General features: G+C 74.4%; 18 protein-coding genes. 9 read left to right on the top strand and 9 right to left on the bottom strand.

The genetic code is table 11. The annotated features are described in order from the left end of the window. Positions 1-27: 27 nt before the first annotated feature. Positions 28-2,751, bottom strand: coding sequence for an ATP-binding protein (locus tag ACQPY4_RS20640; protein ID WP_433322952.1), 2,724 nt, complete (start codon positions 2,749-2,751; stop codon positions 28-30). Between the two features lie 108 nt (positions 2,752-2,859). On the opposite strand from ACQPY4_RS20640, the gene ACQPY4_RS20635 reads away from it, so the two are divergent. After that, positions 2,860-3,159: a 4a-hydroxytetrahydrobiopterin dehydratase gene (locus tag ACQPY4_RS20635; RefSeq protein WP_433322950.1), complete on the top strand. Its 300-nt coding sequence runs from the start codon at positions 2,860-2,862 to the stop codon at positions 3,157-3,159. A 12-nt stretch (positions 3,160-3,171) separates the two neighbouring features. Here ACQPY4_RS20635 and ACQPY4_RS20630 read toward each other — a convergent pair whose 3' ends face one another. From ACQPY4_RS20630 to ACQPY4_RS20620, 3 genes are read right to left on the bottom strand one after another with little or no spacing between them, the layout of a single operon-like run. After that, positions 3,172-3,948: an SDR family NAD(P)-dependent oxidoreductase gene (locus ACQPY4_RS20630; RefSeq protein ID WP_433322948.1), complete on the bottom strand. Its 777-nt coding sequence runs from the start codon at positions 3,946-3,948 to the stop codon at positions 3,172-3,174. Positions 3,949-3,957: 9 nt separating this feature from the next. Continuing rightward, a complete protein-coding gene (locus ACQPY4_RS20625; protein ID WP_433322946.1) occupies positions 3,958-4,083 on the bottom strand; it encodes a hypothetical protein in 126 nt (41 codons plus the stop codon). Further along, positions 4,080-5,933, bottom strand: a complete 1,854-nt coding sequence (locus ACQPY4_RS20620) for a hypothetical protein (RefSeq protein ID WP_433322944.1) — start codon at positions 5,931-5,933, stop codon at positions 4,080-4,082. The genes ACQPY4_RS20625 and ACQPY4_RS20620 overlap by 4 nt, the downstream gene beginning before the upstream one ends. Before the next feature lie 128 nt (positions 5,934-6,061). Here ACQPY4_RS20620 and ACQPY4_RS20615 point away from each other — a divergent pair, with 128 nt between their 5' ends. Together ACQPY4_RS20615 and ACQPY4_RS20610 are read left to right on the top strand one after the other, a co-directional pair. After that, entirely contained in the window at positions 6,062-6,472 is a 411-nt protein-coding gene (locus tag ACQPY4_RS20615; RefSeq protein WP_433322942.1) for a hypothetical protein, read from the top strand. Positions 6,473-6,474: 2 nt separating this feature from the next. Continuing rightward, positions 6,475-7,779 carry a hypothetical protein gene (locus ACQPY4_RS20610; protein WP_433322940.1) on the top strand — a complete coding sequence of 435 codons (1,305 nt, stop codon included), beginning with the start codon at positions 6,475-6,477 and terminating at the stop codon, positions 7,777-7,779. On the opposite strand, the gene ACQPY4_RS20605 is transcribed toward ACQPY4_RS20610, so the two are convergent. The 3 genes from ACQPY4_RS20605 to ACQPY4_RS20595 all read right to left on the bottom strand — a co-directional run bounded on the left by ACQPY4_RS20605 (position 7,769) and on the right by ACQPY4_RS20595 (position 12,538). Beyond that, positions 7,769-8,536, bottom strand: a complete 768-nt coding sequence (locus tag ACQPY4_RS20605; RefSeq protein WP_433322938.1) for a hypothetical protein — start codon at positions 8,534-8,536, stop codon at positions 7,769-7,771. The genes ACQPY4_RS20610 and ACQPY4_RS20605 overlap by 11 nt on opposite strands. A gap of 122 nt (positions 8,537-8,658) precedes the next feature. After that, positions 8,659-10,146: a M1 family metallopeptidase gene (locus ACQPY4_RS20600; RefSeq protein WP_433322936.1), complete on the bottom strand. Its 1,488-nt coding sequence runs from the start codon at positions 10,144-10,146 to the stop codon at positions 8,659-8,661. 115 nt (positions 10,147-10,261) lie between these two features. Next, the gene (locus ACQPY4_RS20595; RefSeq protein ID WP_433338760.1) at positions 10,262-12,538 is read right to left on the bottom strand and encodes an ATP-binding cassette domain-containing protein; all 2,277 of its coding nucleotides are present in this window, start codon (positions 12,536-12,538) and stop codon (positions 10,262-10,264) included. Positions 12,539-12,600: 62 nt separating this feature from the next. Between ACQPY4_RS20595 and ACQPY4_RS20590 the strand changes: the two genes are divergently transcribed. Then, positions 12,601-13,566: a helix-turn-helix transcriptional regulator gene (locus ACQPY4_RS20590; protein WP_433338758.1), complete on the top strand. Its 966-nt coding sequence runs from the start codon at positions 12,601-12,603 to the stop codon at positions 13,564-13,566. On the opposite strand, the gene ACQPY4_RS20585 is transcribed toward ACQPY4_RS20590, so the two are convergent. Next, on the bottom strand, positions 13,563-14,132 hold the full coding sequence (locus tag ACQPY4_RS20585; RefSeq protein ID WP_433338756.1) for a TetR/AcrR family transcriptional regulator: 570 nt from the start codon (positions 14,130-14,132) through the stop codon (positions 13,563-13,565). The two genes, ACQPY4_RS20590 and ACQPY4_RS20585, sit on opposite strands and share 4 nt — an antisense overlap. A gap of 74 nt (positions 14,133-14,206) precedes the next feature. On the opposite strand from ACQPY4_RS20585, the gene ACQPY4_RS20580 reads away from it, so the two are divergent. From ACQPY4_RS20580 to ACQPY4_RS20570, 3 genes are all read left to right on the top strand, one after another. Next, positions 14,207-14,860: a hypothetical protein gene (locus ACQPY4_RS20580; RefSeq protein WP_433338754.1), complete on the top strand. Its 654-nt coding sequence runs from the start codon at positions 14,207-14,209 to the stop codon at positions 14,858-14,860. A gap of 121 nt (positions 14,861-14,981) precedes the next feature. Continuing rightward, a complete protein-coding gene (locus ACQPY4_RS20575) occupies positions 14,982-15,734 on the top strand; it encodes a carbonic anhydrase (RefSeq protein ID WP_433338752.1) in 753 nt (250 codons plus the stop codon). Between the two features lie 117 nt (positions 15,735-15,851). After that, complete coding sequence (locus ACQPY4_RS20570; RefSeq protein ID WP_433338750.1) at positions 15,852-17,228, top strand: alkaline phosphatase PhoX; 1,377 nt, start codon at positions 15,852-15,854, stop codon at positions 17,226-17,228. A 233-nt stretch (positions 17,229-17,461) separates the two neighbouring features. On the opposite strand, the gene ACQPY4_RS20565 is transcribed toward ACQPY4_RS20570, so the two are convergent. Then, positions 17,462-18,484 (bottom strand): 3-oxoacyl-ACP synthase III family protein, encoded by a 1,023-nt coding sequence (locus tag ACQPY4_RS20565; protein ID WP_433338748.1) that lies wholly within the window; start codon positions 18,482-18,484, stop codon positions 17,462-17,464. Positions 18,485-18,654: 170 nt separating this feature from the next. On the opposite strand from ACQPY4_RS20565, the gene ACQPY4_RS20560 reads away from it, so the two are divergent. Both ACQPY4_RS20560 and ACQPY4_RS20555 read left to right on the top strand, forming a co-directional pair. Then, positions 18,655-19,689, top strand: coding sequence for an ACP S-malonyltransferase (locus ACQPY4_RS20560; RefSeq protein ID WP_433338746.1), 1,035 nt, complete (start codon positions 18,655-18,657; stop codon positions 19,687-19,689). A 42-nt stretch (positions 19,690-19,731) separates the two neighbouring features. Next, on the top strand, positions 19,732-21,492 hold the full coding sequence (locus tag ACQPY4_RS20555) for an acyl-CoA dehydrogenase (RefSeq protein WP_433338744.1): 1,761 nt from the start codon (positions 19,732-19,734) through the stop codon (positions 21,490-21,492). Positions 21,493-21,680 lie beyond the last annotated feature (188 nt).

Genomic DNA, 21,680 nt, shown 5'->3' with positions numbered 1-21,680 from the left:
TTCCAGCCTGGAGCGCGGGGGCCTGGCTCACATCACGCGTTCACGTGATTCCGCCTTCTGGTCGTGTTCGAGCACCTGGCGGGTGAGCTCGACCCGGCTGGTGACGCCGAGCTTGGCGAAGCTGTGGCGCAGGTGGGTGTCGACGGTGTGGCGGGAGATGACCAGCTCGGCGGCGACCTCGCGGTTGGTCATGCCCTGGGCGACCAGCCGCGCGACCCGCAGCTCGGCGGGGGTCAGGCTGGGCCAGCCGTCCGGGGCCTGGTGCCGGGTGCCGCCCGCGCGGGCGGCGTCGCGGTGCGCCGCGGCGGCCGCGTAGATGCCGCGCGCCCGCCGCAGCAGTTCCCGGGCCTCGTTCCCGGCCGCCTGCTCGGCGCGGGCGGCGTCCTCCAGCGCCAAGGCGCGGGCCAGGGGGCGTTCGCCGTGTTCGTAGGCGTGGACGGCGGCGCGCAGGGCGTCGCGGTCGTCGCGCAGGAGGCCCTCGGCGTGGGCGGCCGCGCCCTGGTAGGTGGCGATCGCGGGGTTGTGGTCGGCCAGGCGGCGGGCGGCCTTCGCGGCGGCCTCGGCCAGGTGGCCGGGCCCGCCCGCGCGCCGCACGATCCGCACCAGCCGGGCGGCGGCGGTGGGGTCGTGGGTGAGCAGGCCCAGGCGGTCGGGCAGGGCGGACAGCAGCGGGGACGCCAGGCGCAGCGCCTCGGCCCATTGGCCCTGTTCGGCCTTGACCAGGGTCCGGGTCCACGCGAGCCGCTCGGCGGCCGGGCCGGTCTCGTCGCGGGCGCGGCGGACGTGCTCGCGCGCGGCGGCCAGGTCGTCCTGGTGCAGGGCCAGGCGCCCGAGCAGGGCGCGCAGCGCGGTGGCGGGCAGGGACAGCCGCTCGGCGATCCGCAGGCCGGTGCGGGCCTCGGCGCGGGCCTCCTCCAGGCGTCCCGCCGCGGTCGCCAGCTCGGCGGCGGCCGCGTGCCACTGCGGCGCCGACCAGAGGGTGCCCAGGTGGTCGGCCTCCTTGCGCCCGAGCGTGCCGACGGCCTCGGCCTCGGTGAGCCGGTCGGCGGCGATGAGGGCGAAGGCCAGGGCGAGCTGGGGGTGGCGCAGGCGCGTCTCGCCGCCCGCGCGGTCGGCGGTGTCGACGGCCTGGCGGGCGCGGGCGACGGCCTCGTCCAGGCGGCCCTGGATCCCCAGGACGTCGGCGTGGACGCCGGTCGCGCAGATGAGCGGGCCGTCGGCGCCGGCGCGGGTCGCCAGGTCGATCGCGGCGGCGGCGGCCCGCGCGGCGGCGGAGGCGGTGTCGATGTGCACCAGCGCGCAGGCGCGGGTCGCCAGCAGCTCGGCGCGGGTCGTGTCGGTGACGCCCGGCCTGCCCAGCACCCGGTCGGCGTGGTGGACGGCGGCGGCGTGGTCGCCCGCGAGCAGCAGCGCCCCGGCCAGCTCGCCCGCCACGACGGCCTCGTCCTGCGGCGCCATGCCCGAGCGCAGCGCGCCGGTGCCCAGCTCCCTGGCCTCGTCGCTGCGTCCGGCGGCGGCCAGCAGCCGCACGGCGTCGGCGGTGAGCGACGGGCGGTCGCGGTGGTGCCGGTCCAGCAGCGCCAGGACGCGCAGCAGCAGGTCGGCGGCGGTGCTGGGCGCCGTCGGCGCGGTCTGGGCGACGGCCCGGCGCAGCGTCTGGACGGCGTGGTCCTCGCCGCCGCAGCCGCCGAGGATCAGATGCTCGGCGATCTCGGCGGGCGGGCGTCCCTCCGCGCGCACGGTCACGGCGGCCTCGCGGTGCAGGGCCGCGCGGACGGCGGCGGGCAGCCGCTCGTACAGGGCCTCGCGGATCAGGTCGTGCCGGAAGGACAGCTCCGCGCCGTGCTCGACCAGCACGTGCGCGGCCAGCGCCGCGCCGATCTCGGGGACGATCTCCAGCGGGGAGCGGCGCACCATGAGCGCCAGCTCGTGCAGCGTGAACGGGCGGCCCAGCACCGAGGCGGCGTCCAGCAGGCGGCGCGTCGGCTCGCCCAGGTCGCCCAGGCGGCGGTCGACCGCGTCGGCGAAGGACCCGCCGGGCCGGTCGCCGGTCGCGGCGGCGACACCGGACTCCACCGTGATCGGCAGGGTGGCGAGCATCTCCTCCAGCAGGAAGGGGTTGCCCTCGCTGCGGGCGGCCAGCGCGGACAGGCGCCCGTCGGGCCGGGCGCCGAGGATCGCGGCGGCCAGGTCGGCGATGTCGCCGCCGGTCAGCGGGTGCAGCGGCTCGTGCCGGGCGGCGCCGGTGTCGATGAGCCACTGGAGCGCGTCGCAGGCGTGGCCGCGCGCGGTCTCGGGCCGCCGCGCCAGCAGCCAGTGCACGCCCGACGCTCGGGCGGAGGGGACCAGGACGCGCAGCGCCAGCGCGGTCACCTCGTCCGCCAGGTGCGCGTCGTCCAGCACGATGAGCAGGGGGCGCTCGCGGGCCCGGTCCTCGATCAGCTCGCCGTACCATCCGATGGCGTTGAGGGGATCGGTGGTCGGGCACGCCAGCACGCCGGGGGACAGCAGCCCGCACAGCGTGGTCAGCGGCGCCAGGACGTCGGACTCCCCGGCCCGCCCGGTCGCGGTGGCCAGGCCGAACGCGTCGGCCAGCGCCACGGCCTCGGCCAGCAGGCGGCTCTTGCCGATGCCGACTGGCCCGTCGACGACGGTGGCGCCGCCGTTTCCGGCCGCGGCCCTCCGCAGGTCGGCGCGCAGGCGTTCGAGGATCTGGCCGCGGCCGACCAGCGGCGGGGCTTGGCGCTCCATGACTGTTTCCAAGACCCGGGAGGGCGGGGGCATTCCCGTCCGGCTGAGCGGTCCGCCGGTGGGTATGGCGCCAGGGGAACGGACGACCGACGGACAAGGGAGCCGGCGATGGCCGAGCTGATGGACGACGTCGCGATCGCGGCGCGGTTGAAGGACCTTCCCGACTGGACGCAGGACGCCGAGCGGATCCGCCGCAGCGTGGAGGCGCCGTCGTTCCTGGACGGCATCGCGCTGGTGGTGGACGTCGCGCGGGCCGCCGAGGAGGCCGACCACCATCCCGACATCGACATCCGCTGGCGGACGGTGACGTTCGCGCTGTCCACCCACAGCGCGGGCGGGCTCACCACCAAGGACTTCGACCTGGCCGCCCGGATCGACGTCCTGGCCGCCGCCCGTGCCGGGACGTGAGGCCGCGCGCCGTCAGTGGACCGAGAAGCCGCCGTCGACGAAGAGGGACTGGCCGGTGACGTAGGCCGAGGCGCGTCCGGCCAGGAAGACCGCAGCGCCCGCGAAGTCGCCGGTCAGGCCGTTGCGGCCGACCATGGTGCGGGCGGCCAGCGCCTCGACGCGGTCGGGGTCGGCGGCCAGCCGCTCGTTCAGCGGCGTCATCACGAACCCGGGGACGAGGGTGTTGCAGGTGACGCCGTGCGGGGACCACGCCTCGGCCTGCGAGCGCGCCAGGGCCTCCAAGCCGGCCTTGGAGACGCCGTAGGCGCCGCTCTGCACGAACGCGCGGTGCGCCTGCTGGGAGCTGACGTGGATGATGCGGCCGAAGCCGCGGCGGGCCATGACGGGCCCGAACCGCTCGCCCAGCAGGTAGGGCGCCTCCAGGTTGACCGCCATCGTGGTGTCCCACACGTGCTCGCCCAGCTCGCCCATCGGGGGCCGCAGGTTGATCCCGGCGCTGTTGACCAGGATGTCGGGCTCCCCGAAGGCGGTGACGGCGTCCTCGGCGGCGCGGCGCACCGCGTCCCGGTCGGCCAGGTCGGCGCTGACCCAGGCGGCCTCGCACCCGGCGTCCTGCAGCTCGCGGACGGTGTCGGCGAGTTCGTCCTGGCGCCGCGCGACCACCACGACCCGGGCACCGGCCCGCGCCAGGGCCGTGGCGATGGCCCGTCCGATGCCGGAGCTGCCGCCGGTGACCAGCGCGACCCGGTCGTCGAGGGAGAACAGCTCGGCCAGATAGTCCCCGTTCATGATCGGAGCCTAGTCGTGCCGGCGGTCCCGCCAGATGATCACGGCCAGGACCGCCACGACGATGAAGGTCGGCACGAAGAACGGGACGGCGCTGACGATGGGATGGGCGGCCAGCACTCCGGCGGCGCCGCTCACGCGTCGACCCTGTGCGGCACCGGCGGCTCGGCGGAGTGGGGCAGGGCGCGGGCGATGCGGGTCACGCCCCAGCCAAGGGCGGTGACCAGGGCCAGGGTGCAGGCCAGCACCACGGCCGAGCAGGCCAGCCAGAGCCAGCCGGGCACGTCGCTCTTGAGCTCGCGCTGCAGGATGGTGCGTTCGCTCTGGACGTCGCGGGTGAAGTTCTCGGTCGCGGGCAGTTCCCTGGCGTCGATGGCCGGGTCGGCGGGCATGTAGATCGGCACCCCGGCCAGGGTGCGGCCGTCGTGGACGCGGATCAGCGTCTTCCACTCGCCGTGCAGCGGCATCGGTGCGGTGGTGCGGTAGGAGCCGTCGCTCTGCCGGGTCAGGGGCTCGACGTGCAGGCCCTTGCCCTGCCAGCCGGTGACGGTGATCCAGGCCGGTCCGTCGACGGCGCCGGCGGGCGAGAACCGCACCTGGGCGTCGGCGGTGCGGTGGGCGGCGTCGCCGCGCACGCCGGTGAGGGTGACGGTGGCCTTCTGGCCGGTGGGGACGTCGATGACCAGGCCGTTGGCGACGGCGGCGGCCACTCCCAGCAGTGCCCCGGCGAACAGCGCCCGGGACAGGGCCGGGCGTGGCAGCCTGCCCTGGAGGCCCTCGGCCAGCAGCGCGCCGAACAGGCCGCCCGCGACGCCGCCGACCACGGCCATGAGCATGCCCTCGGCGACCATGTCGCCGTGCCAGGGCAGGCGGAAGGCGAACTGGCTCCAGGCGTACTCGGCGCCGAAGCCCAGCGTGCCGATGAGCGCGCCGCCGACCGCGCCGACGGCCAGCGGGCGGCGCCGCAGGAACAGCGCCGCGGCCTCGACGCACAGCGCCTCGGCGAAGTAGAGGGGGACGGCCGCCCACAGCTCCCCGATGACGGGGGCGACCAGCACCGAGACGCCGCCGCGGATCAGCATGTAGAAGGCCACGGCGAACAGCGCGCCGCCCCTGCCGACCCACAGCCGGGCGGTGACCAGCGCGCACCCGGCGGCCAGCGCGATGAGGAGCGGCTGGTGCACGAGCCGGAACTGCGGGACGCCGAAGTCGTACTCGGCCTGGAACACCGACAGCCCGATCAGCAGGCCGCCGCACATCATGCCGCGCCGGATCCAGCGGGTCCACGCGGGTGCCTGGCTCGCCGCGTCGCCGCCCGCGGCGCGCCGTCCCTCGCGTTCGAGGATCATCATGCCGACCAGGGAGAGCCCGGCGCCGCCGATGAGCATCAGGTGGGTGGGGCCCCACAGGGTGACGTCCTGGCCGAAGATGCGGTGCCAGACGTCGTCCAGGGGGAAGCCCAGCAGCGCGTAGAACCCGGCGCCCGCGAGCAGGACGCCCCCGGCGGGCGCGTACCAGTCGCGCGTGATCCGCACGGCGGCGGTGCCCGGGCGCTCGCCCTTGGGCAGCACGATGGCCAGCACGCCGGCGGTGAAGATGCCGAAGAGGCCGATGAGGATCGGGTAGTGGGCGATGTTGGCCAGCGGGCCCTCGTCGCGCCCGTGCGAGATGTGCAGGGAGATGTCCCAGTACATGCCGAGCAGGGCGGTCACCAGCGAGAGCATCGCCACGACCGTGGGCAGCGCGGCCCAGCCGGGCAGGCCCCGTCCGGGTCCCCGCTCGGCGAGCGCGGCCAGGCGGGTGAGCAGGGTGATCCGGCCGGTCCGGTGGCCCCAGCCCAGCACCAGCAGCGCGGCGGTGAGCGCGGCCGCCCCGCCCGAGGCGATCACGATCTGGTCCAGCGCCGCACCGCCCGCGGGCTTGTCCTCAGGTTGCTGGGCGAGCCGCAGCGCGGCTTCCACGCCGGTGCCGGTCATTCGATCCCACACGGAACTCTCCTTGCCGCTCGATCGGGGCGCAAACCGATCCTCCCGGCCAAGTATGTCATCTACTAATGTGTCATTGTCTAGTGTCACGTTCTGTGGTGTGAGGCACCGGGGCGGTGGGAGGAGAGATCATGGAGGTGGCGATGCGAGGGTGCGTGGTCGCGGCGGTGGCCGCCGGGGCGCTGGTCACGGCGTCGGGATGCGGTGAGGAGCCCGCCCGCACCGCGTCCTCGCCCGGGCCGTCGCGGCCGGCGGCGAGCCCGTCCGCGTCCGCCTCCTCCGAGGTCGCCGTCACCGTCGCGGTGAGCGGGGGCAAGGTCCGCACGGCCGACGGGCGGGTCAAGGCGCGGCTGGGGCAGACGGTCGCGATCGTCATCACCAGCGACGCCGAGGACGAGTTCCACCTGCACGGCTACGACCGGACGGCCCGCCTGGAACCGGGCCGCCCGGCGACCGTCCGGCTGGTCGCCGACAAGCCCGGCGTGTTCGAGGCCGAGCTGCACCACTCGGGGGCCCGCGTGTTCGAACTCCAGGTCGGCTGAGCGTGCAGGTCCTGGCGCACGGCCTGGGCGGCCGCACGGACCTCCCGCTGGACGCCGTCGCCGCGATCGTCGGCGGCGGGACGGCGGTGGCGGCGTCGTTCCTGGCCCTCACCGTCGCCTGGAAACGGGCGCGGCTGGGCCCCGACGACGGCAGGCCCCTGCCCGCCGGACTGGCCGGGTTCCTGAACTCGCCCCGGTTGACCCTGGCCGGGCGCGCGCTGGCCCTGGCCGCCTGGGCGTTCGTCGTCGTGGTCGCGCTGGCCGGGCCGTCCACCGACAAGGAGAACCTGGCCCCGTGGGCGCTGTACGTCACCTTCTGGGTCGGGCTGGTGCCCGCCAGCGTCCTGCTGGGCCCGGTGTGGCGGCGCGTCAACCCGCTGCGGAGCCTGCACGCCGCCCTGTGCCGGCTGACCCGGACCGAGCCGGGCGGGCGCCGTCCCCTGCCCGCGCGGCTGGGCTACTGGCCCGCCGCCGCGTGGCTGACCGCGTTCGTCTGGCTGGAGCTGGTGGCCCCGGACCGCTCCGACCCGCGCCTGGTCGGCGGGCTCATCCTCGGCTACGCCGCCGCCAACCTCGCGCCCGCCTGGTGGTTCGGCCGCGACTGGTTCACGCGCGGCGACGGGTTCGAGGCCTACTCCAGCCTGCTGGCCCGGATGTGCCCGGTCGGCCGCCGCGGCGACGGCGTGCTGGTGCTGCGCACCCCGCTGACGGGCCTGATGCGGGACGCGGGCGAGCCCGGCCTGGTCGCGGCGGCGTGCGTGCTCATCGGCTCGACCGGTTTCGACGGCGTCAGCCGCACCACCTACTGGCGCGACAACGTCGACCCGGGCAGCCTGACCGCCGGGACGCTGGGACTGGCGGCCGCGATCGCCGCCGTCACCGTGCTGTACCTGGCCGCGACGCGGCTCAGCGCCGTCCTGTCCGGGCAGGATCCGGGCGCCGTGGCGGGACGGTTCGCGCCCACCCTGCTGCCCATCGCGCTCGGGTACACCCTCGCGCACTACTTCTCGTTCTTCCTGCTGGAAGGGCAGATGACGGTCATCCTGGCCAGCGACCCGTTCGGCACCGGCCTGAACCTGCTGGGCTCGACCGGCCATCGCGTGGACTACGGGCTGGCCGGGCCGACGCTCACCGCGCAGGTGCAGGTGAACGCGATCGTGCTGGGGCACATCGCGGCGACCATCGCCGCCCACGACCTGGCGCTGCGCGGCCTGGGGCCGGGGCGTGCGCTGCGGGCGCAGCTGCCGGTGGCGGCGGTGATGGTGGCGCTGACCTGCGCCGGGCTGTTCGCTTTGCTCAGCGGCTGACCGGCTCGGTTTCCTTCTCGTTGTCCTGCTCGGCTTCGGCGGCCTTGGCGCGCTGCTGCTTCTTGCGGCGGTCGTACTCGTTCTTGGCCATGCCGATCGCGATCAGGATCGGGATCCAGAACTTCGCCGTGGCCAGGATCACCGCGAGCCAGCCGGGGACCGACACGTCCGGCCAGGGGATGTCGAGGTCGGGCAGGGGGATGTCGGGAATCGGCAGGGACGGCGGGTCGATGTCGAGATCCGGCTTGGGGATCATGTCCAGCAGCAGCTTGACCAGCAGGCCGAGCCCCAGCAGCGGGAACAGCACCTTGCCGACCGCCAGCGCCACGTGGCGCGAGGCGTACAACCCGGGGTGCCTGGCCGCCAGCCGCTCGCGCTTTTCCGCCCGCGTGCCCTCGGGAGGGTCGAACGGGATCAGCTTGGACTTGACGCGGCTGCGCCAGTCGTCCTCTTTGATCAGGGAGACCTTGCCCTCGGCGGCCTTGGGGTCGGGCGGCGGGATCTCCAGCGCGCATCGGGCCGCCTGGCCGTCCAGCAGGCCCAGGGCGTCGAAGGCGACGACGACCTTCAGGTCGCCGTAGGGCAGCTTGGCCTGGTGCTGGACCTTGGCGTCCTCCTCGGTCAGGTCGCCGTCGACGTACAGCCGCGCGGCGCGGTGCCACTGGCCGCGCTCGGTCTCGACCTCCAGGCGGTGCCCCCGGAAGTCGAGCGTCCAGCGGCCGATCGGTGCCGGTCCGGTCTTGGAGATCCCCTTCATGCCTCCATGATCCATGGCGCGCGGACCTGCGGGAACCTCCCGATGTCTCATTCCGTATAGACCAAAGTCGACGGCCGGTCCCGCCCGGTGCTGAGGGGGCGGGACCGGCCGTCGAACGGGCCCTACGGCAGCGGAGGCCTGCCGGGGGAGTAGATCCAGGTCTTGAAGAAGGCGTCGAGGTCCTGGCCGGAGACCTGCTCGGCCAGGGCGGCGAACTGCTCGGTCACCACGTGCTTGTCGCGGTTCTGCGCGTACCAGGTGCGCAGCAGCTTCATGAACGTCTCGTGGCCGATCTTCTCGCGCAGGAACTGCAGGACCATGCCGCCGCCGTGGTAGCTGCGGTTGTGGAACATGGTGTCGCGCTTGGGGTCGGCGATGACCACGTTCCACCAGGCGTCGGTGTCGGGGTGGGCGTTGTAGGTGTTGCGGGCCTCGGTGGCGACGGTGTTGCCGCCCTGCTTCTCGGTCCAGTACCAGTTGGACCAGCGGGCGAAGCTCTCGTTGAGCCAGATCTGCTGCCAGTTCTTGGGGGCGACGCTGTTGCCCCACCACTGGTGCGCCATCTCGTGGGCGATGGTGCGGTCGGGGCGGATGGCCGAGTAGACCGGCTTGCCGTTGGTCTCCAGCGAGAAGCCCAGGGGCTGGCCGTTGAAGCGGGCGTCGTCGATGATGGCGCCCGCGGTGTTGAACGGGTACTCGCCGAACTCCTTGACCCACAGGTCGGTCGACTTGGCGGTGGTGTCGTAGTAGTAGTCGATCGGGTCGACGCCGCCGGGCGCGGGCAGCTTGCGGACGTCGGGGTCGATCGCCACGTACATGGGGACGCCGCCGGGGGTCGTGCCGGTCTTGACGTCCCACTTGCCGATGTCGATGGTGGCCAGGTAGGTGGCCATCAGGCCGTCCTCGTGCCAGTTGTAGGTCACGGCCCTGGCGGCGGAGCGGCGGCGGCTGAACGCCTCGGTCCCGGCGCTCTTGGAGGTCAGCACGCCGTTGGCGACGGCGCCGAGCCCTTCGGGGACGGTGAGGGAGAAGTCGTAGCGGGCCTTGTCCGAGGGGTGGTCGTTGGAGGGGAACCAGGTGGACGCGCCGTCGGGCTCGGCGCCGACGTAGGCGCCGTCGTTGGTGTGCAGGAACCCGTAGGGCGAGCCGAACACCACGGGGGAGCCGACGATGGTCTTGGGGACGCCGCCGTAGGTGACCGCGACGGTGAAGGTGCTCCCCTGGCGCAGGCCCTTGCGCGGGGTGACGGTCAGCTCGGTGCCGCGGCGCTTGAAGTCGACCTTGCGGCCGTCGACGGTGACCTTCTCCACGTCCAGGCCGGACAGGTCCAGGTTGAAGGCCGACAGGTCCTGCGTGGCGGTGGCGGTGAGGGTCGCGGTGCCGTCGAGCTGGTCGTAGTCGGGGTCGTAGGCCAGGTCGAGCTTGTAGTGGCCGACGTCGTAGCCGCCGTTGCCCAGGTGGGGGAAGTAGGGGTCGCCCACTCCCGCGGCTCCGGGGGTGTAGCGGGCGCCCTTGGTCTGGGCGGAGGTGGCCGGGGCCAGCGCCAGCGCGGTCAGGCCGACCGCGGCGACCGCGACCGGGATGAGGTGCGGGCGAAAGCGCATCGCCATTGCGGTTCCTCTCGGGCAAGTGATCAATAAGGTGCCCAGATTGCCCCTTCACCTCGCTTTTGTCGACGTTTGGCGCCGGATCTGGTCATCCTCGTCGCGGCGGGGGCATCGGCCGTCACGCGGCGTCCCGGCCGAGGTCCTGGCGCAGGTAGTGACCGGTGACCGAGGCGCTGGAGCCCAGCAGGCCCGCCGGGGTGCCCGCGTAGACGACGCGGCCGCCGTCCTTGCCGCCGTCCGGGCCCAGGTCGATGATCCAGTCGGCGCGCTTGACGACGTCGAGGTTGTGCTCGATGACGATCACGGTGTTGCCGGCGTCGACGAGGCGGTCCAGCAGCGCGGTCAGGCGGGCGATGTCGGCCATGTGCAGGCCGGTGGTGGGCTCGTCCAGGATGTAGACCTCGCCGGTGCGGTGGAGCCGGTCGGCCAGCTTGACGCGCTGGCGCTCGCCGCCCGACAGGGAGCCCAGGCGGCGGCCGAGCGTGAGGTAGCCCAGGCCGACGTCGTCCATCGCCCGGACGCGGGCCAGGATTTTGTCCTCGGTGAAGAAGTCCAGCGCCTCCTCGGCGGTGAGGTCCAGGACGTCCACGATCGTCAGGCCGCGCAGGCGGTGCTCCAGGGCCTCGGGGCGGAAGCGTCCGCCGCCGCAGGCGCGGCACACGGTGGTGACGGGGTCCATGAACGCCAGGTCGGTGTAGATGACGCCGTTGCCCTCGCATTCGGGGCACGCGCCGGTGGAGTTGAAGCTGAACATGCCCACCGGCGCCCCGCTGGCCTTGGCGAACAGCCGCCGGATCGGGTCCATGAACCCCAGGTAGGTGGCGGGGCTGGAGCGGCGCGAGGCGGCGATGGCCGACTGGTCGACCAGCACGGCCTCGGGGTGGGCCGCGGTGAACTCCCGGGTGACCAGGGTGCTCTTGCCCGAGCCGGCGACGCCGGTGACGACGGTCAGCGCGCCGGTGGGGAAGCGGGCCGTGACGTCCTTGAGGTTGTGGGTGCGGGCGCCGGAGACGGTGAGCCAGCCGGTGGGCTCGCGGAAGTCGTCCTTGACCGGGCTGCGGCGGCGCAGGCACCGTCCGGTGAGGGTGGCGGCCCGGCGCAGCGCGCCCGCCCCGCCCTGGAACACCACCTCGCCGCCGCGGGTGCCGGCCCCCGGGCCCATGTCGACCACGTGGTCGGCGACGGCGATGACGTCGGGGTCGTGCTCGACCACCAGCACGGTGTTGCCCTTGTCGCGCAGCTGGGCCAGCAGCCGGTTGAGGCGTCCGACGTCGCGGGGGTGCATGCCGACGCTGGGCTCGTCGAAGATGTAGGTCATGCCGGTGAGGCTGGAGCCCAGGTGCCGCACGATCTTCAGCCGCTGGGCCTCGCCGCCCGACACCGTGGAGGTCTCGCGGTCCAGGCTGAGGTAGCCCAGGCCGATCGCCTCCAGGCGCCGCAGCCGCGCGATCGCCTCCCGTGCGACGGGCCCGCCGACCGGGTCGTCGATCTCGGCCAGGACGCCGACGAGGTCGGCGGCCTCCAGCCGGCAGTGGTCGGCGATGGTGCGCCCGCCGATCCGGGTGGCCAGCGCGGCCGGGTTGAGGCGGTCGCCGTCGCAGGCCGGGCAGGTCGTCTCCGACACCACCTCGCGGGCGGCCTTGCGGCTGCGGTCCGACAGGGCGCTGACGTCGCGGTTGATGTAGAGGCGCTCGAAGCGCTCGATCAGGCCCTCGAAGGCGTTGTCGCCCATCTTCCCGGTCTTGTTCTGGCGCGGCACGCGGAACCCCTTGCCGTGCAGCAGCAGGTCCATCTCCTCGCGGGTGTAGTCGCGCAGCGCCTTGTCGGGGTCGAACAGCCCGGACTCGGCGTACAGCTGCCACCAGTAGGACCCGACGGTGAATCCGGAGAAGCGCACCGCGCCCTCGTTGAGGGACTTGCCGGTGTCCAGGAGCTTGCGGGGGTCGACGCGCACGACGCGGCCGATGCCGTCGCAGCGCGGGCACATGCCGTCGGGGTCGTTGAAGGAGTAGGCGCCCGACTCGCCGGCGCTGGGCTCGCCGTGGCGCGAGAACAGCACCCGCAGGACGGGGTGGATGTCGGTCATGGTGCCCACGGTCGAGCGCGAGTTGCCCCCGATCGGCTTCTGGTCGACCACGATGGCGGGCGCGAGGCGGTCGATGACGTCGGCGTCGGGCCGCTCGTGCTTGGGCATCCGGTTGCGCACGAACCAGGGGAAGGTCTCGGCGAGCTGGCGGCGCGACTCGACGGCGACCGTGTCGAACACCACCGAGGACTTGCCCGAGCCGGACACCCCGGTGAACACCACGATCTTGTTCTTGGGGATGCGCAGGGACACGTCCTTGAGGTTGTTCTCGCGGGCCCCGGTGATGACGATGCTGTCGGCGTTGCTCATGGGCCCCACGCTAGGCGGCAATCAGGTCGGTATCTGTCCTCATTGGCGGGCAGACTGAGGGCATGACCGACACCTCCGCGCGGCTGCTCCAGCTGCTGTCGCTGCTCCAGACCCGGCGCGAGTGGACCGGCCCGGAGCTGGCCGGGCGGCTGGAGGTCAGCGGCCGGACGGTCCGCCGCGACATCGAGCGCCTGCGCGAGCTGGGCTATCCGGTCCGCGCGACGCTCGGCGCGGTCGGCGGGTACCGGCTGGAGGCGGGCGCGGCGATGCCGCCGCTCCTGCTGGACGACGAGGAGGCCGTGGCGATCGCGCTGGGCCTGCGGGGCGCGGCGGGCGGCGCGGTCGAGGGCATCCAGGAGAGCTCGGTGCGCGCGATGGTCAAGCTGGAGCAAGTGCTGCCCGAGCGGCTGCGGCGCCGGGTGAACGCGCTGCACACGGTGACGATGCCGATCGCCGACCCGCCCGCCGGGCCGGTGGTGGCGCCCGAGACGCTGGCGGTGCTGGCCGCCGCGTGCCGCGACCACGAGCGGCTGCGCTTTCGCTACCGCGCCAAGGACGACGCCGAGACCCGCCGCCTGGCCGAGCCGCACAGCCTGGTCTCGGCGGGACGGCGCTGGTACCTGGTGGCCTGGGACGTCGAGCGCGAGGACTGGCGCACCTTCCGCGTCGACCGGCTGGACGAGCCGCACCCGACCGGCGTCCGGGTCGCGGCGCCCCGCGAGCTGCCCGCCGAGAACGCCGCGGCGTTCGTCACGCGCTCGCTGGCGGCGGCGCGGCCCGCGCGAAGCGCGGTGCTGGTGGTCCGGGCGTCCGCCGAGCAGTTGGCCGACCGGCTGCGCGTCTCGTCCGGCGAGGTCGAGCCGATCGACGAGCACAGCTGCCTGCTGCGCACCCGCGCGGACTCCCTGGAGTGGACCGCGCTGCGCATCGCCCATCTGGACCTGGAGTTCACGGTCCGCGAGCCGCCGGAGCTGGTGGAGCACCTGCGCGCCGTGGCCGCCAAGCTGCTGCGCGCGGCGGGCGCCTAAGGGGCCAGGCCGTCCAGGTGCGCGGCGACGGCGGCGCGCATGCGGTCGGGGGTGGTGCCTTCGGGGTCGATCGCGGCGTGCACGGCCAGCCCGTCGACCAGGGCGTGCAGGCGGTCGGTCTCGCGCTCGACGCCGGTGCCGGTCAGCGCGGCCACCAAGGCCCGGCAGCCCGCGCGCAGCGTGGCGTGGCCCTCGTCGCGCAGCGCGCGCAGCTCGGGGTCGACCATGGCGCGGGCGGTGAAGGCCAGCCACACCTGGTTCTCGGCGGCGCGCTCGTCGTCCAGGGGGAGCAGCTCGGCCAGCACGAGCTCGGCGCGCCGCCGTGGGTCGTCCTCGGGCGGCAGGGCGGCGACGCGCGCCTCGATCCGCTCGATGATCGCCCGCAGCGTGAAGGCCAGCAGCGCGGGCTGGGAGTCGAAGTAGTGGCGCAGCGACCCCATCGACAGCCCCGCCTCGCGCGCCACGTTGCGGACAGAGGCCTGGTCGAGCCCGTCGCGCCGGACGATGCGCCACACCGCGGCCGCCAGCTCGCGGCGCCGCTCGTCGGGATCCACCACCTTCGGCACGGGACTTTTATAGCACACCTGTGTTACGTTCTGGATGTAGCACGGTCGTACTACAAAGATCTCCGGAGGACGCCATGACCGCCACCCGTTCCCGCCGCGTGCGGATCACCGCCGCCGTGGCGTCCGTGCCCCCGCTGCTGGCCGGCGCCGGGCTCACCGTCGGCGCCGGGTTGCAGGCCGGGGAGGGCGGCTACTTCGGCTCGGGCGAGCACCGCTTCGCCTCCTCCACCGCCGTCCTGAAGACCGACGAGATCCAGGTCGGCGAGACCACGGCCCGCGCGGACGACCCGATGCCCGACCTGGGCGAGGTCGCCCGGGTGAAGATCGTGCTGGCCCCGTCCGACCCCTCGGTGCCGGTCTTCGTGGGCATCGGCCCCAAGGACCAGGTCGAGCGCTACCTGCGCGGCGTCGCCCACGACCGGTTCGTCTCGGCCGAGCTGAAGCCCTTCCGGGCCTCCTTCGAGCGGGTGGCGGGCGCGGCACCGTCCGCCCCGGCCGCCCAGGGCTTCTGGGGCGCCTCTTCGGCGGGCACGGGAACCCGGACGCTGACCTGGGACAAGACCAAGGGGCCCTGGTCGGTGGCGGTCGTCCGCCTGGACGGCCGCCCGGGCCTGGACGTGCGCGCCTGGGTCGGCCTGCGCTTCGGGTTCCTGCTGCCGGCCGGCCTGGCGGCCCTGGCCGCCGGGGCCGTCCTGCTCCTGGTCGCGGCCTGGCCCACCCGACGATGAGCCGACGGTCTGATCCGCGGGGCCTTGCGGGCACGATGGGCAGGGGATTTGGGGCACTTGCGGTGCGGGGTTGTTCGCGTGGTGCCACGATGGGGGAGCCGGGCGGCGGGAAGGAAAGACCATGCCCCCTATTGACATTTCTCCTGGACGCCGTGTCGTGCTGGCCGGGATGCTGTCGGCCCTGGTGGCCGGCGGGTGCGCGCCCGCGGACGAGGCCAGCGCGCACGACCGCGACGTGAACGAGACCCTGACGCCCGCGCAGGCGTGGGACCGCCTGGCCGAAGGGAACCGGCACTGGGCCGGTGGGCGGCTGCGCCATCCCGACCAGAGCGAGCGGCGGCGCCGCGAGGTCGCGGGACGGCAGAAGCCGTTCGCGACGGTGGTGACGTGCATCGACTCGCGGGTGCCGCCCGAGACGGTCTTCGACCAGGGCGTCGGCGACCTGTTCGCGGTCCGCACCGGGGCGCAGACTCTCGACGGCCTGGTCACCGGGTCGGTGGAGTACGGCCCGCTGGAGAGCGGCACCCCGCTGGTCGTGGTGCTGGGGCACCAGCGCTGCGGCGCGGTCGCGGCCGCCGTGAAGGCGCTGTCGGGCGGGCACCACGAGAAGCCGCCGGGGCAGCTGGGCAAGATCGTGGACGCGCTGCGTCCGGCGTTCGAGCAGGCGCGCCGCCAAAGCGGCGGCGGCGACCTGGCCGAGCGGACGGTGCGCGCCCAGATCCTGCGCAGCACGGGCGAGCTCGCCGCCGATCCGGCGCTGGCCGAGCGGGTCAAGCGCGGCTCGCTCGCGCTGGTCGGGGCGTACTACAGCCTCGACACGGGCAAGGTCACGCCGCTGTCGGCGCACGGCCTACCGGGGACGCCGCGGCCCTGACCGGACACTTAACACGATCTTCGTACATTCGTGATTCACGTGCCGTTTCACCGGTGTTGGGTGGTGTGTTACACATTTCCGGGTCAGGTGCCGCCCGTTCCGGTTGAGAGAAGGCCCATGTCAGTTTCACGTCGTCAGATCCTCGCCGGGGGCGGCGCCCTCGGCGCGGGCATCGCGTTCGCCGGTTCCGTCGACCAGCTGTTCGCCGGGAGCCCGGCGGCCGCCGCCGTGGGCGGCGAGGCGGGGTACGGCCCGCTGGTGCCCGACCCCGACGGGCTGCTCGACCTGCCCAAGGGGTTCCGGTACAAGGTCCTGTCGCGCGAGGGCGAGCCGCTGCCGTCGGGCGAGGGCGCGGTGCCGGGCAACCACGACGGCATGGCGGCCTTCCCCGGGCGCGGGCACGCCGGGTCGTGGCTGGTGCGCAACCACGAGAACCGGGCCACGGCCTCGCGTCCCGTCCCGGCGGTCAAGGGCCTGACCTACGACCCCGAGGGCAAGGGCGGCTGCACCGCGCTGCAGGTGACGCCGTCGGGCCGGGTGCTGACCGAGCGGGTGGCCATCGCGGGCACGGCGGTGAACTGCGCGGGCGGCCCCACACCCTGGCGCACCTGGCTGACCTGCGAGGAGACCGAGGACAAGGCCGGCACCAACGGCTACACCAAGGACCACGGGTTCGTGTTCGAGGTCCACCCGTACCGTCCCGACCGCACCGACCCCGAGCCGCTGACGGCGATGGGCCGCTTCCAGCACGAGGCGGTCGCCGTCGACCCGCGCAGCGGCGTGGTCTACGAGACCGAGGACGCCTTCGACAAGCCTTTCGGGCTGTTCTACCGGTTCCTGCCCGACCGGCCCAAGGGCGGCCCCGGCAGCCTGCGCGCGGGCGGCCGGCTGGAGGCGCTGCGGGTTCCGGGCGTGGCCGACCTGTCGCAGATCCAGGAGCCCGGGGCCTCCTTCGACGGGGTGTCGTGGGTGAAGGTCCCCGACCCGCTGGCCCGGCAGACGCCGATCCGCTTCCAGGACTTCGGGTCCGGCGGCATCACCCACGCCCAGAAGCTGGAGGGCTGCTACTGGGGCGGCGACCGCGTCTACTTCGTCTCCAGCTTCGCCCGCCGCGAGGACGGCTCGCGCGGCGACCACTACGGCCAGGTCTGGTCCTACGAGCCCGGTAGGAAGCGGCTGACGCTGGTGGTGATCTTCGGCCCGGGCTCGGACCTGAACACGCCGGGCGAGTCGCCCGACAACATCTGCCTGGCGCCGCAGGGCGGCCTGATGGTCTGCGAGGACGGCAACGGCGGCCAGCACGTCTACGGCGTCACGCGCCGCCGCCAGGTGTATCCGATGGCCCGCAACCGGCAGAACATCGGCACCGAGCAGGAGCCGGAGTGGGGCGAGTTCGCGGGCGTGACGTTCTCCTTCGACGGCCGCACGATGTTCGTCAACTGCTACGACCCCGGCACCACGTTCGCGGTCACCGGCCCGTTCCACCGCCGTTGACCATGCCCGGTGACCGGCGCCGCGCCCCGGGGGCGGGCGCAGTTCAGCGCCGAGGTCGCCGATCCGAACACCGCCAACGACGGGCTGCCGCCGCGCGTGGCGCACGAGGCCGTGCCGGCCGCCGAGCGCGCCCGCGCGGCGGGCGTGAGGGTCTCGGCGGCCTTCGACGACACGGTGACCCGGGCCCGGGCGTCGTTCGGGCGGCTGATCGGCGTCCCGGGCGCCGGAGGCGCTCACGTGAGCGGCGGCGGCCAGGTCAGCACGGCGTGGCCCCAGGTCAGCCCCGCGCCGAACCCGGCCAGCAGCACCAGCTCGCCGGGTTCGACGCCCCGGGTGCGCACGGCCTGGTCCAGCGCGTAGGGCAGGCTGGCGGCGCCGATATTGCCGACGTCCTGCCCGGCGATGACCAGCTGCTCGGGCCGCAGTCCCGCCTCGGGGGCCAGCGAGGCGACCAGCCGGGGGTTGGGCTGGTGCGGGACGACGATCGCGAAGTCGGAGGGTTTGACGGCGGCGTCGGCGGCGGCACGGTCCACCAGGCGGGGGAAGACCCCGGTGATGAAGTCGCGGACGGCGCGGCCGTCCATGTGGATGGTGTGGCCGAGTGCGGCCACGGTCTCGGGCGTGGCGGGTGAGCGGCTGCCCCCGGCGGGGATGAGGACGTCGCCCGCGCGGGTGCCGTCCGACCCGATCGACAGCGCGCTGATCCCGTACTCGGGCGCGACGGGCCCGACCACGGCCGCGGCGGCGCCGTCGCCGAACAGCGCGGCGGTGGCGCGGTCGCCCGGGTCAAGGAACCGGGAGTAGACCTCGACGCCGATGACCAGCGCGTAGGGGGACGAGCCGCGCTGGGTGGCCAGCCAGCCCACGGCCGACTGCAGGCCGTACAGGAAGCCGGTGCAGGCGGCGGCGACGTCGAAGGCGGCGGCGTTGGCGGCGCCCAGCTGGGCTTGGACGCGGCAGGCGGTGGAGGGGCCGAGCTCGTCGGGCGTGGAGGTGCCCAGCACGATGAGGCCCACGTCGGCGGCGTCGAGCCCGGCGGCGCGCAGGGCGCGGCGGGCCGCGCCCGCGGCCAGGTCGGAGGCGGCCTGCCCGGGCCCGGCGACGTGCCGGGCCAGGATGCCGGTGCGTTCCTGGATCCACCCGGGCGCCAGGCCCAGCTCGCGTGAGAGCTCCTCGCTGCCGACCCTGCGGTCGGGCAGGTAGGAGCCGGTTCCCCGGATCGCCCACCGCCGCGTGTCAGCCCAGCGCTCGTTCATCCACGACCCTCCTGCCGGCCGTCGCGTGCCCGGTCGGGCACCGACGGTTGTCAGACCGATCCCCAGCGTGGTAAATCCGATTTCACAACTTTTATTCATAGCTTTCCGTTGAACCGGCATTTTTAACCGAAGAGAGAGACAGCCTTCCCCTGAGGTAAGGAGAACCAGGCGTGTCATCGTCTTTCAGTGTCAATCGGTCCTATAGCCGGGCGGCGGAACTCAAGCCCGACGACGCGTGCGCCTTCCTGTTCCCGGGCACCGGCTCGGCGGCCGCGCCCGACCTGCGGGGACTGGCCGCTACCGGCCCCGTCGCACGCCGCGTCGTCCTGGACGTGCTCGACGCGGTGCAGGAGGGCCTGCCCCGTTCCGGCTGGCCCTCGATGCGCGCCATCCTGCTCGACGACCCGTCCGCCTACCGCGCGCACGCCGCTTCCCCGGGGGTGGCGCAGCTGGCGGCCTATACCGCATCCGTCGCCGTGGACCGGTCCCTGCGAGCCGAGGGGGTGGAGCCCGCCCGGGCCGTGGGGCAGAGCTTCGGCGAGATCGCCGCGCTGGTCTGCGCGGGCGTGTTCACCATCGGCGACGGCGCCCGGATGGCGGTCAGCCTGGTCGGCGTCCTGGCCGAGCGCGGCGCGGGCGGCGGCATGGGCCTGCTGGAGACCGGCGAGGACGCCACCCGGCAGATCATCGGCCGCGCCGGGCTGCCCGAGGTCGTGGTCGCCTGCCTCAACGCGCCCTCGGCCACCGTGGTCAGCGGGCCCTCGGGCCCGCTGGAGGCGCTGCTGGAGGCCGCCGGACGCGAGGGCGTGCGCGCCGTGCGGCTCGCGGTGCCCTACCTGTCGCACCACCCGGACATGGCCGGCGCCGACGACCAGTGGTACGAGCTGATCCGCGGCTTCCCGCAGCGGCCGCTGGAGATCCCCGTGCACTCCCCGGTGCGCGGCCGCGCCTACAGCGACCAGGACGACCTGCACCGCGCGCTGGCCGACTGCATCGTCAAGCCGGTGCGGCTGCCGCAGACGCTGCGGGAGGTCCACGCGGAGGGAACCACGGTGTTCACCGAGGCCGGGGCGGGCAACGCGCTGTGCCAGTGCGCCCGGCTGACCATCCCCGGCGTGCAGGTGCTGACGCCGCTGCGCGAGGCCCGCCGCCGCTCGGAGGAGACGGCCACCCGTCCGGTGGGCAAGTCGGCCCCCGGCATCTGACCCGGCGAGGACCTTCCTCCCGATCGTGACAGGAGCGCTGCCATGGGCCCCGACCCCGACCTGCTGCGGTTCGTCCGCGGACCCGCCCTCGACGCCAAGACCCGCGCCCGCCTGGAGGAGGCGGTGCCGGGCGCGTTCTTCGCCTACCCCGACGGGCTCACCCCCCGCGAGCACCAGGCGCTGACCTACGAGCGGCTGCGGGCGGCGGGCCTGGCCGCGCCGCCGGCCGCCGAGCTGCTGGACGACCCCGCGGCCCTGTGCGCGCTGCTGGCGCGCGCCGCGACCGCCGACCCGGCACTGTTCCACGTGATGCTGCTGCACTACCCGCTGGTGCTGGGCCCGATCCTGCGGTTCGGCGCCGGGCAGGAGGGCCCGCGCCGGGCCCGCGAGGACATGGAGTCGATGGCCTCGTTCGGCACGCTGCTGATGACCGAGGCCGGGCGCAGCAACAGCCACCTGTCGCCGCGCACCACCGCCCGGCTGGACGCCGCCACCGGCGAGTTCGTGCTCAGCACCCCCGACGCGGCGGCCGCCAAGTTCCCCACCAGCACCGCCCATCCGCTGATCCCCAAGACCGCCGCCGTGTACGCCACGCTCGTCCACCAGGAGCGGGAGCAGGGGGTGTTCGTGTTCGTGGTGCCGCTGCGCGGCCCCGACGGCGCTCCGCCGCCGGGCGTGCGGATCGTGCCCGCGCCCGACACCACCGGCCTGCAGGTCGACTACGCGGCCGTCCGGCTGGACGAGCTGCGCGTGCCGTTCGAGTCGTGGCTGCGCGACGGCGCCCGGTTCGGCTCCGACGGCGCGCTGCACGACCCGGCGGGCGGCCCGGCGCAGCGGCTGACCCGCTCGATGGGCATCGCGCCGCCGGTGTGGCGGGCGGTGATCTCGGCGATGGCGGCGGTGACGCGGGCGTCGGCGGCGATCCTGCTGGACCACTCGTCCGGGCGGGTCACGCTGGGGCGGCTGTCGCCGCTGCGTCCGCTGACCGACTACCGCAACCAGCGCGAGGCCGTCATGGGGTCGCTGGCCTCGGCGTGCGCGCTGACCGCCGTCGCCGCGCACGTCATCGGGCGCGTCGCCGCACCGGACGAGCCGGGCCCGGCCACGGCCTGGGCGCCGTGGTCGGCGGTCGACCGCGACCTGGCGCTGCTGAAGGCGGCCACGACGATCCAGGCGCAGGAGACGGTGTCGCTGTGCCGCGTGCACGCGGGCGCGCCGGGATTCACCGGCACCGACCGGCTCAACGCCTACCGCGGCCTGACCCACGCCTACATGAACGCAGGCGGCGACAACGAGCTCATCCTGTTCGACACCGCCCGCGCGATGGCCGACCTGGACCGCTACGAGCCGCCCGAGCCGATCGCCCCGGACGCCGACCTGGCCTCGCCGCGCACGTGGCTGCATCTGGCGCGCGCCTGCGAGCGGCGGCTGCGCGACCGGCTGGCCGAACGGGTGCACGCGGCGGGCGGTGATTTCGACGCCTGGAACGCCGAGCTGACGCTGGCGGCCCGCACCGCCACCGCGTGCGCCGACCGGATCGTCCTGGAGATCCTTGCCGACGCCTGCCAGAGCGGCCCGGCGGTTCTGCGTCCCCTCCTGGCGCTGCACGCCCTGAACTGGATGGACCGCGCCGCCGGGACGCTGCTGAACGAGGGCGTGCTGGCGCCCGGTGACCTGGACCGGGTGTGGCGGCGGCGCGGCGAGCTGTGCGACGAGCTGGCCCCGGCGGCGGGTTCGATCGCGGCCGCGTTCGAGCTGCCGGAGGAGGTGGTGGCGCCCGCGTCGTTCGTCCTGGACCACTGAGACGGGCACAGGTCCTCGACGCGGGCGCCGCGTTCTCTCTACGCTGAGGGCTACCCGCAGGCAGAACGGGAGCGTTTCGCTGCCGTGGTCCCGTCCTGCGGCGGGAACCGGTGGCGGATCGCTACCGTTCTCGTTACAGACCGTACGGATGACAGGCGTCCGTGCGGAGGTCGATACGGAGGTAGGAC

Source organism: Spirillospora sp. CA-294931 (assembly GCF_050946795.1).
In the GTDB taxonomy this organism is placed as follows: domain Bacteria; phylum Actinomycetota; class Actinomycetes; order Streptosporangiales; family Streptosporangiaceae; genus Spirillospora.
The sequence above is the reverse complement of the archived record's forward strand: the minus strand, read 5'-3'. Positions and strand labels throughout refer to the sequence as shown.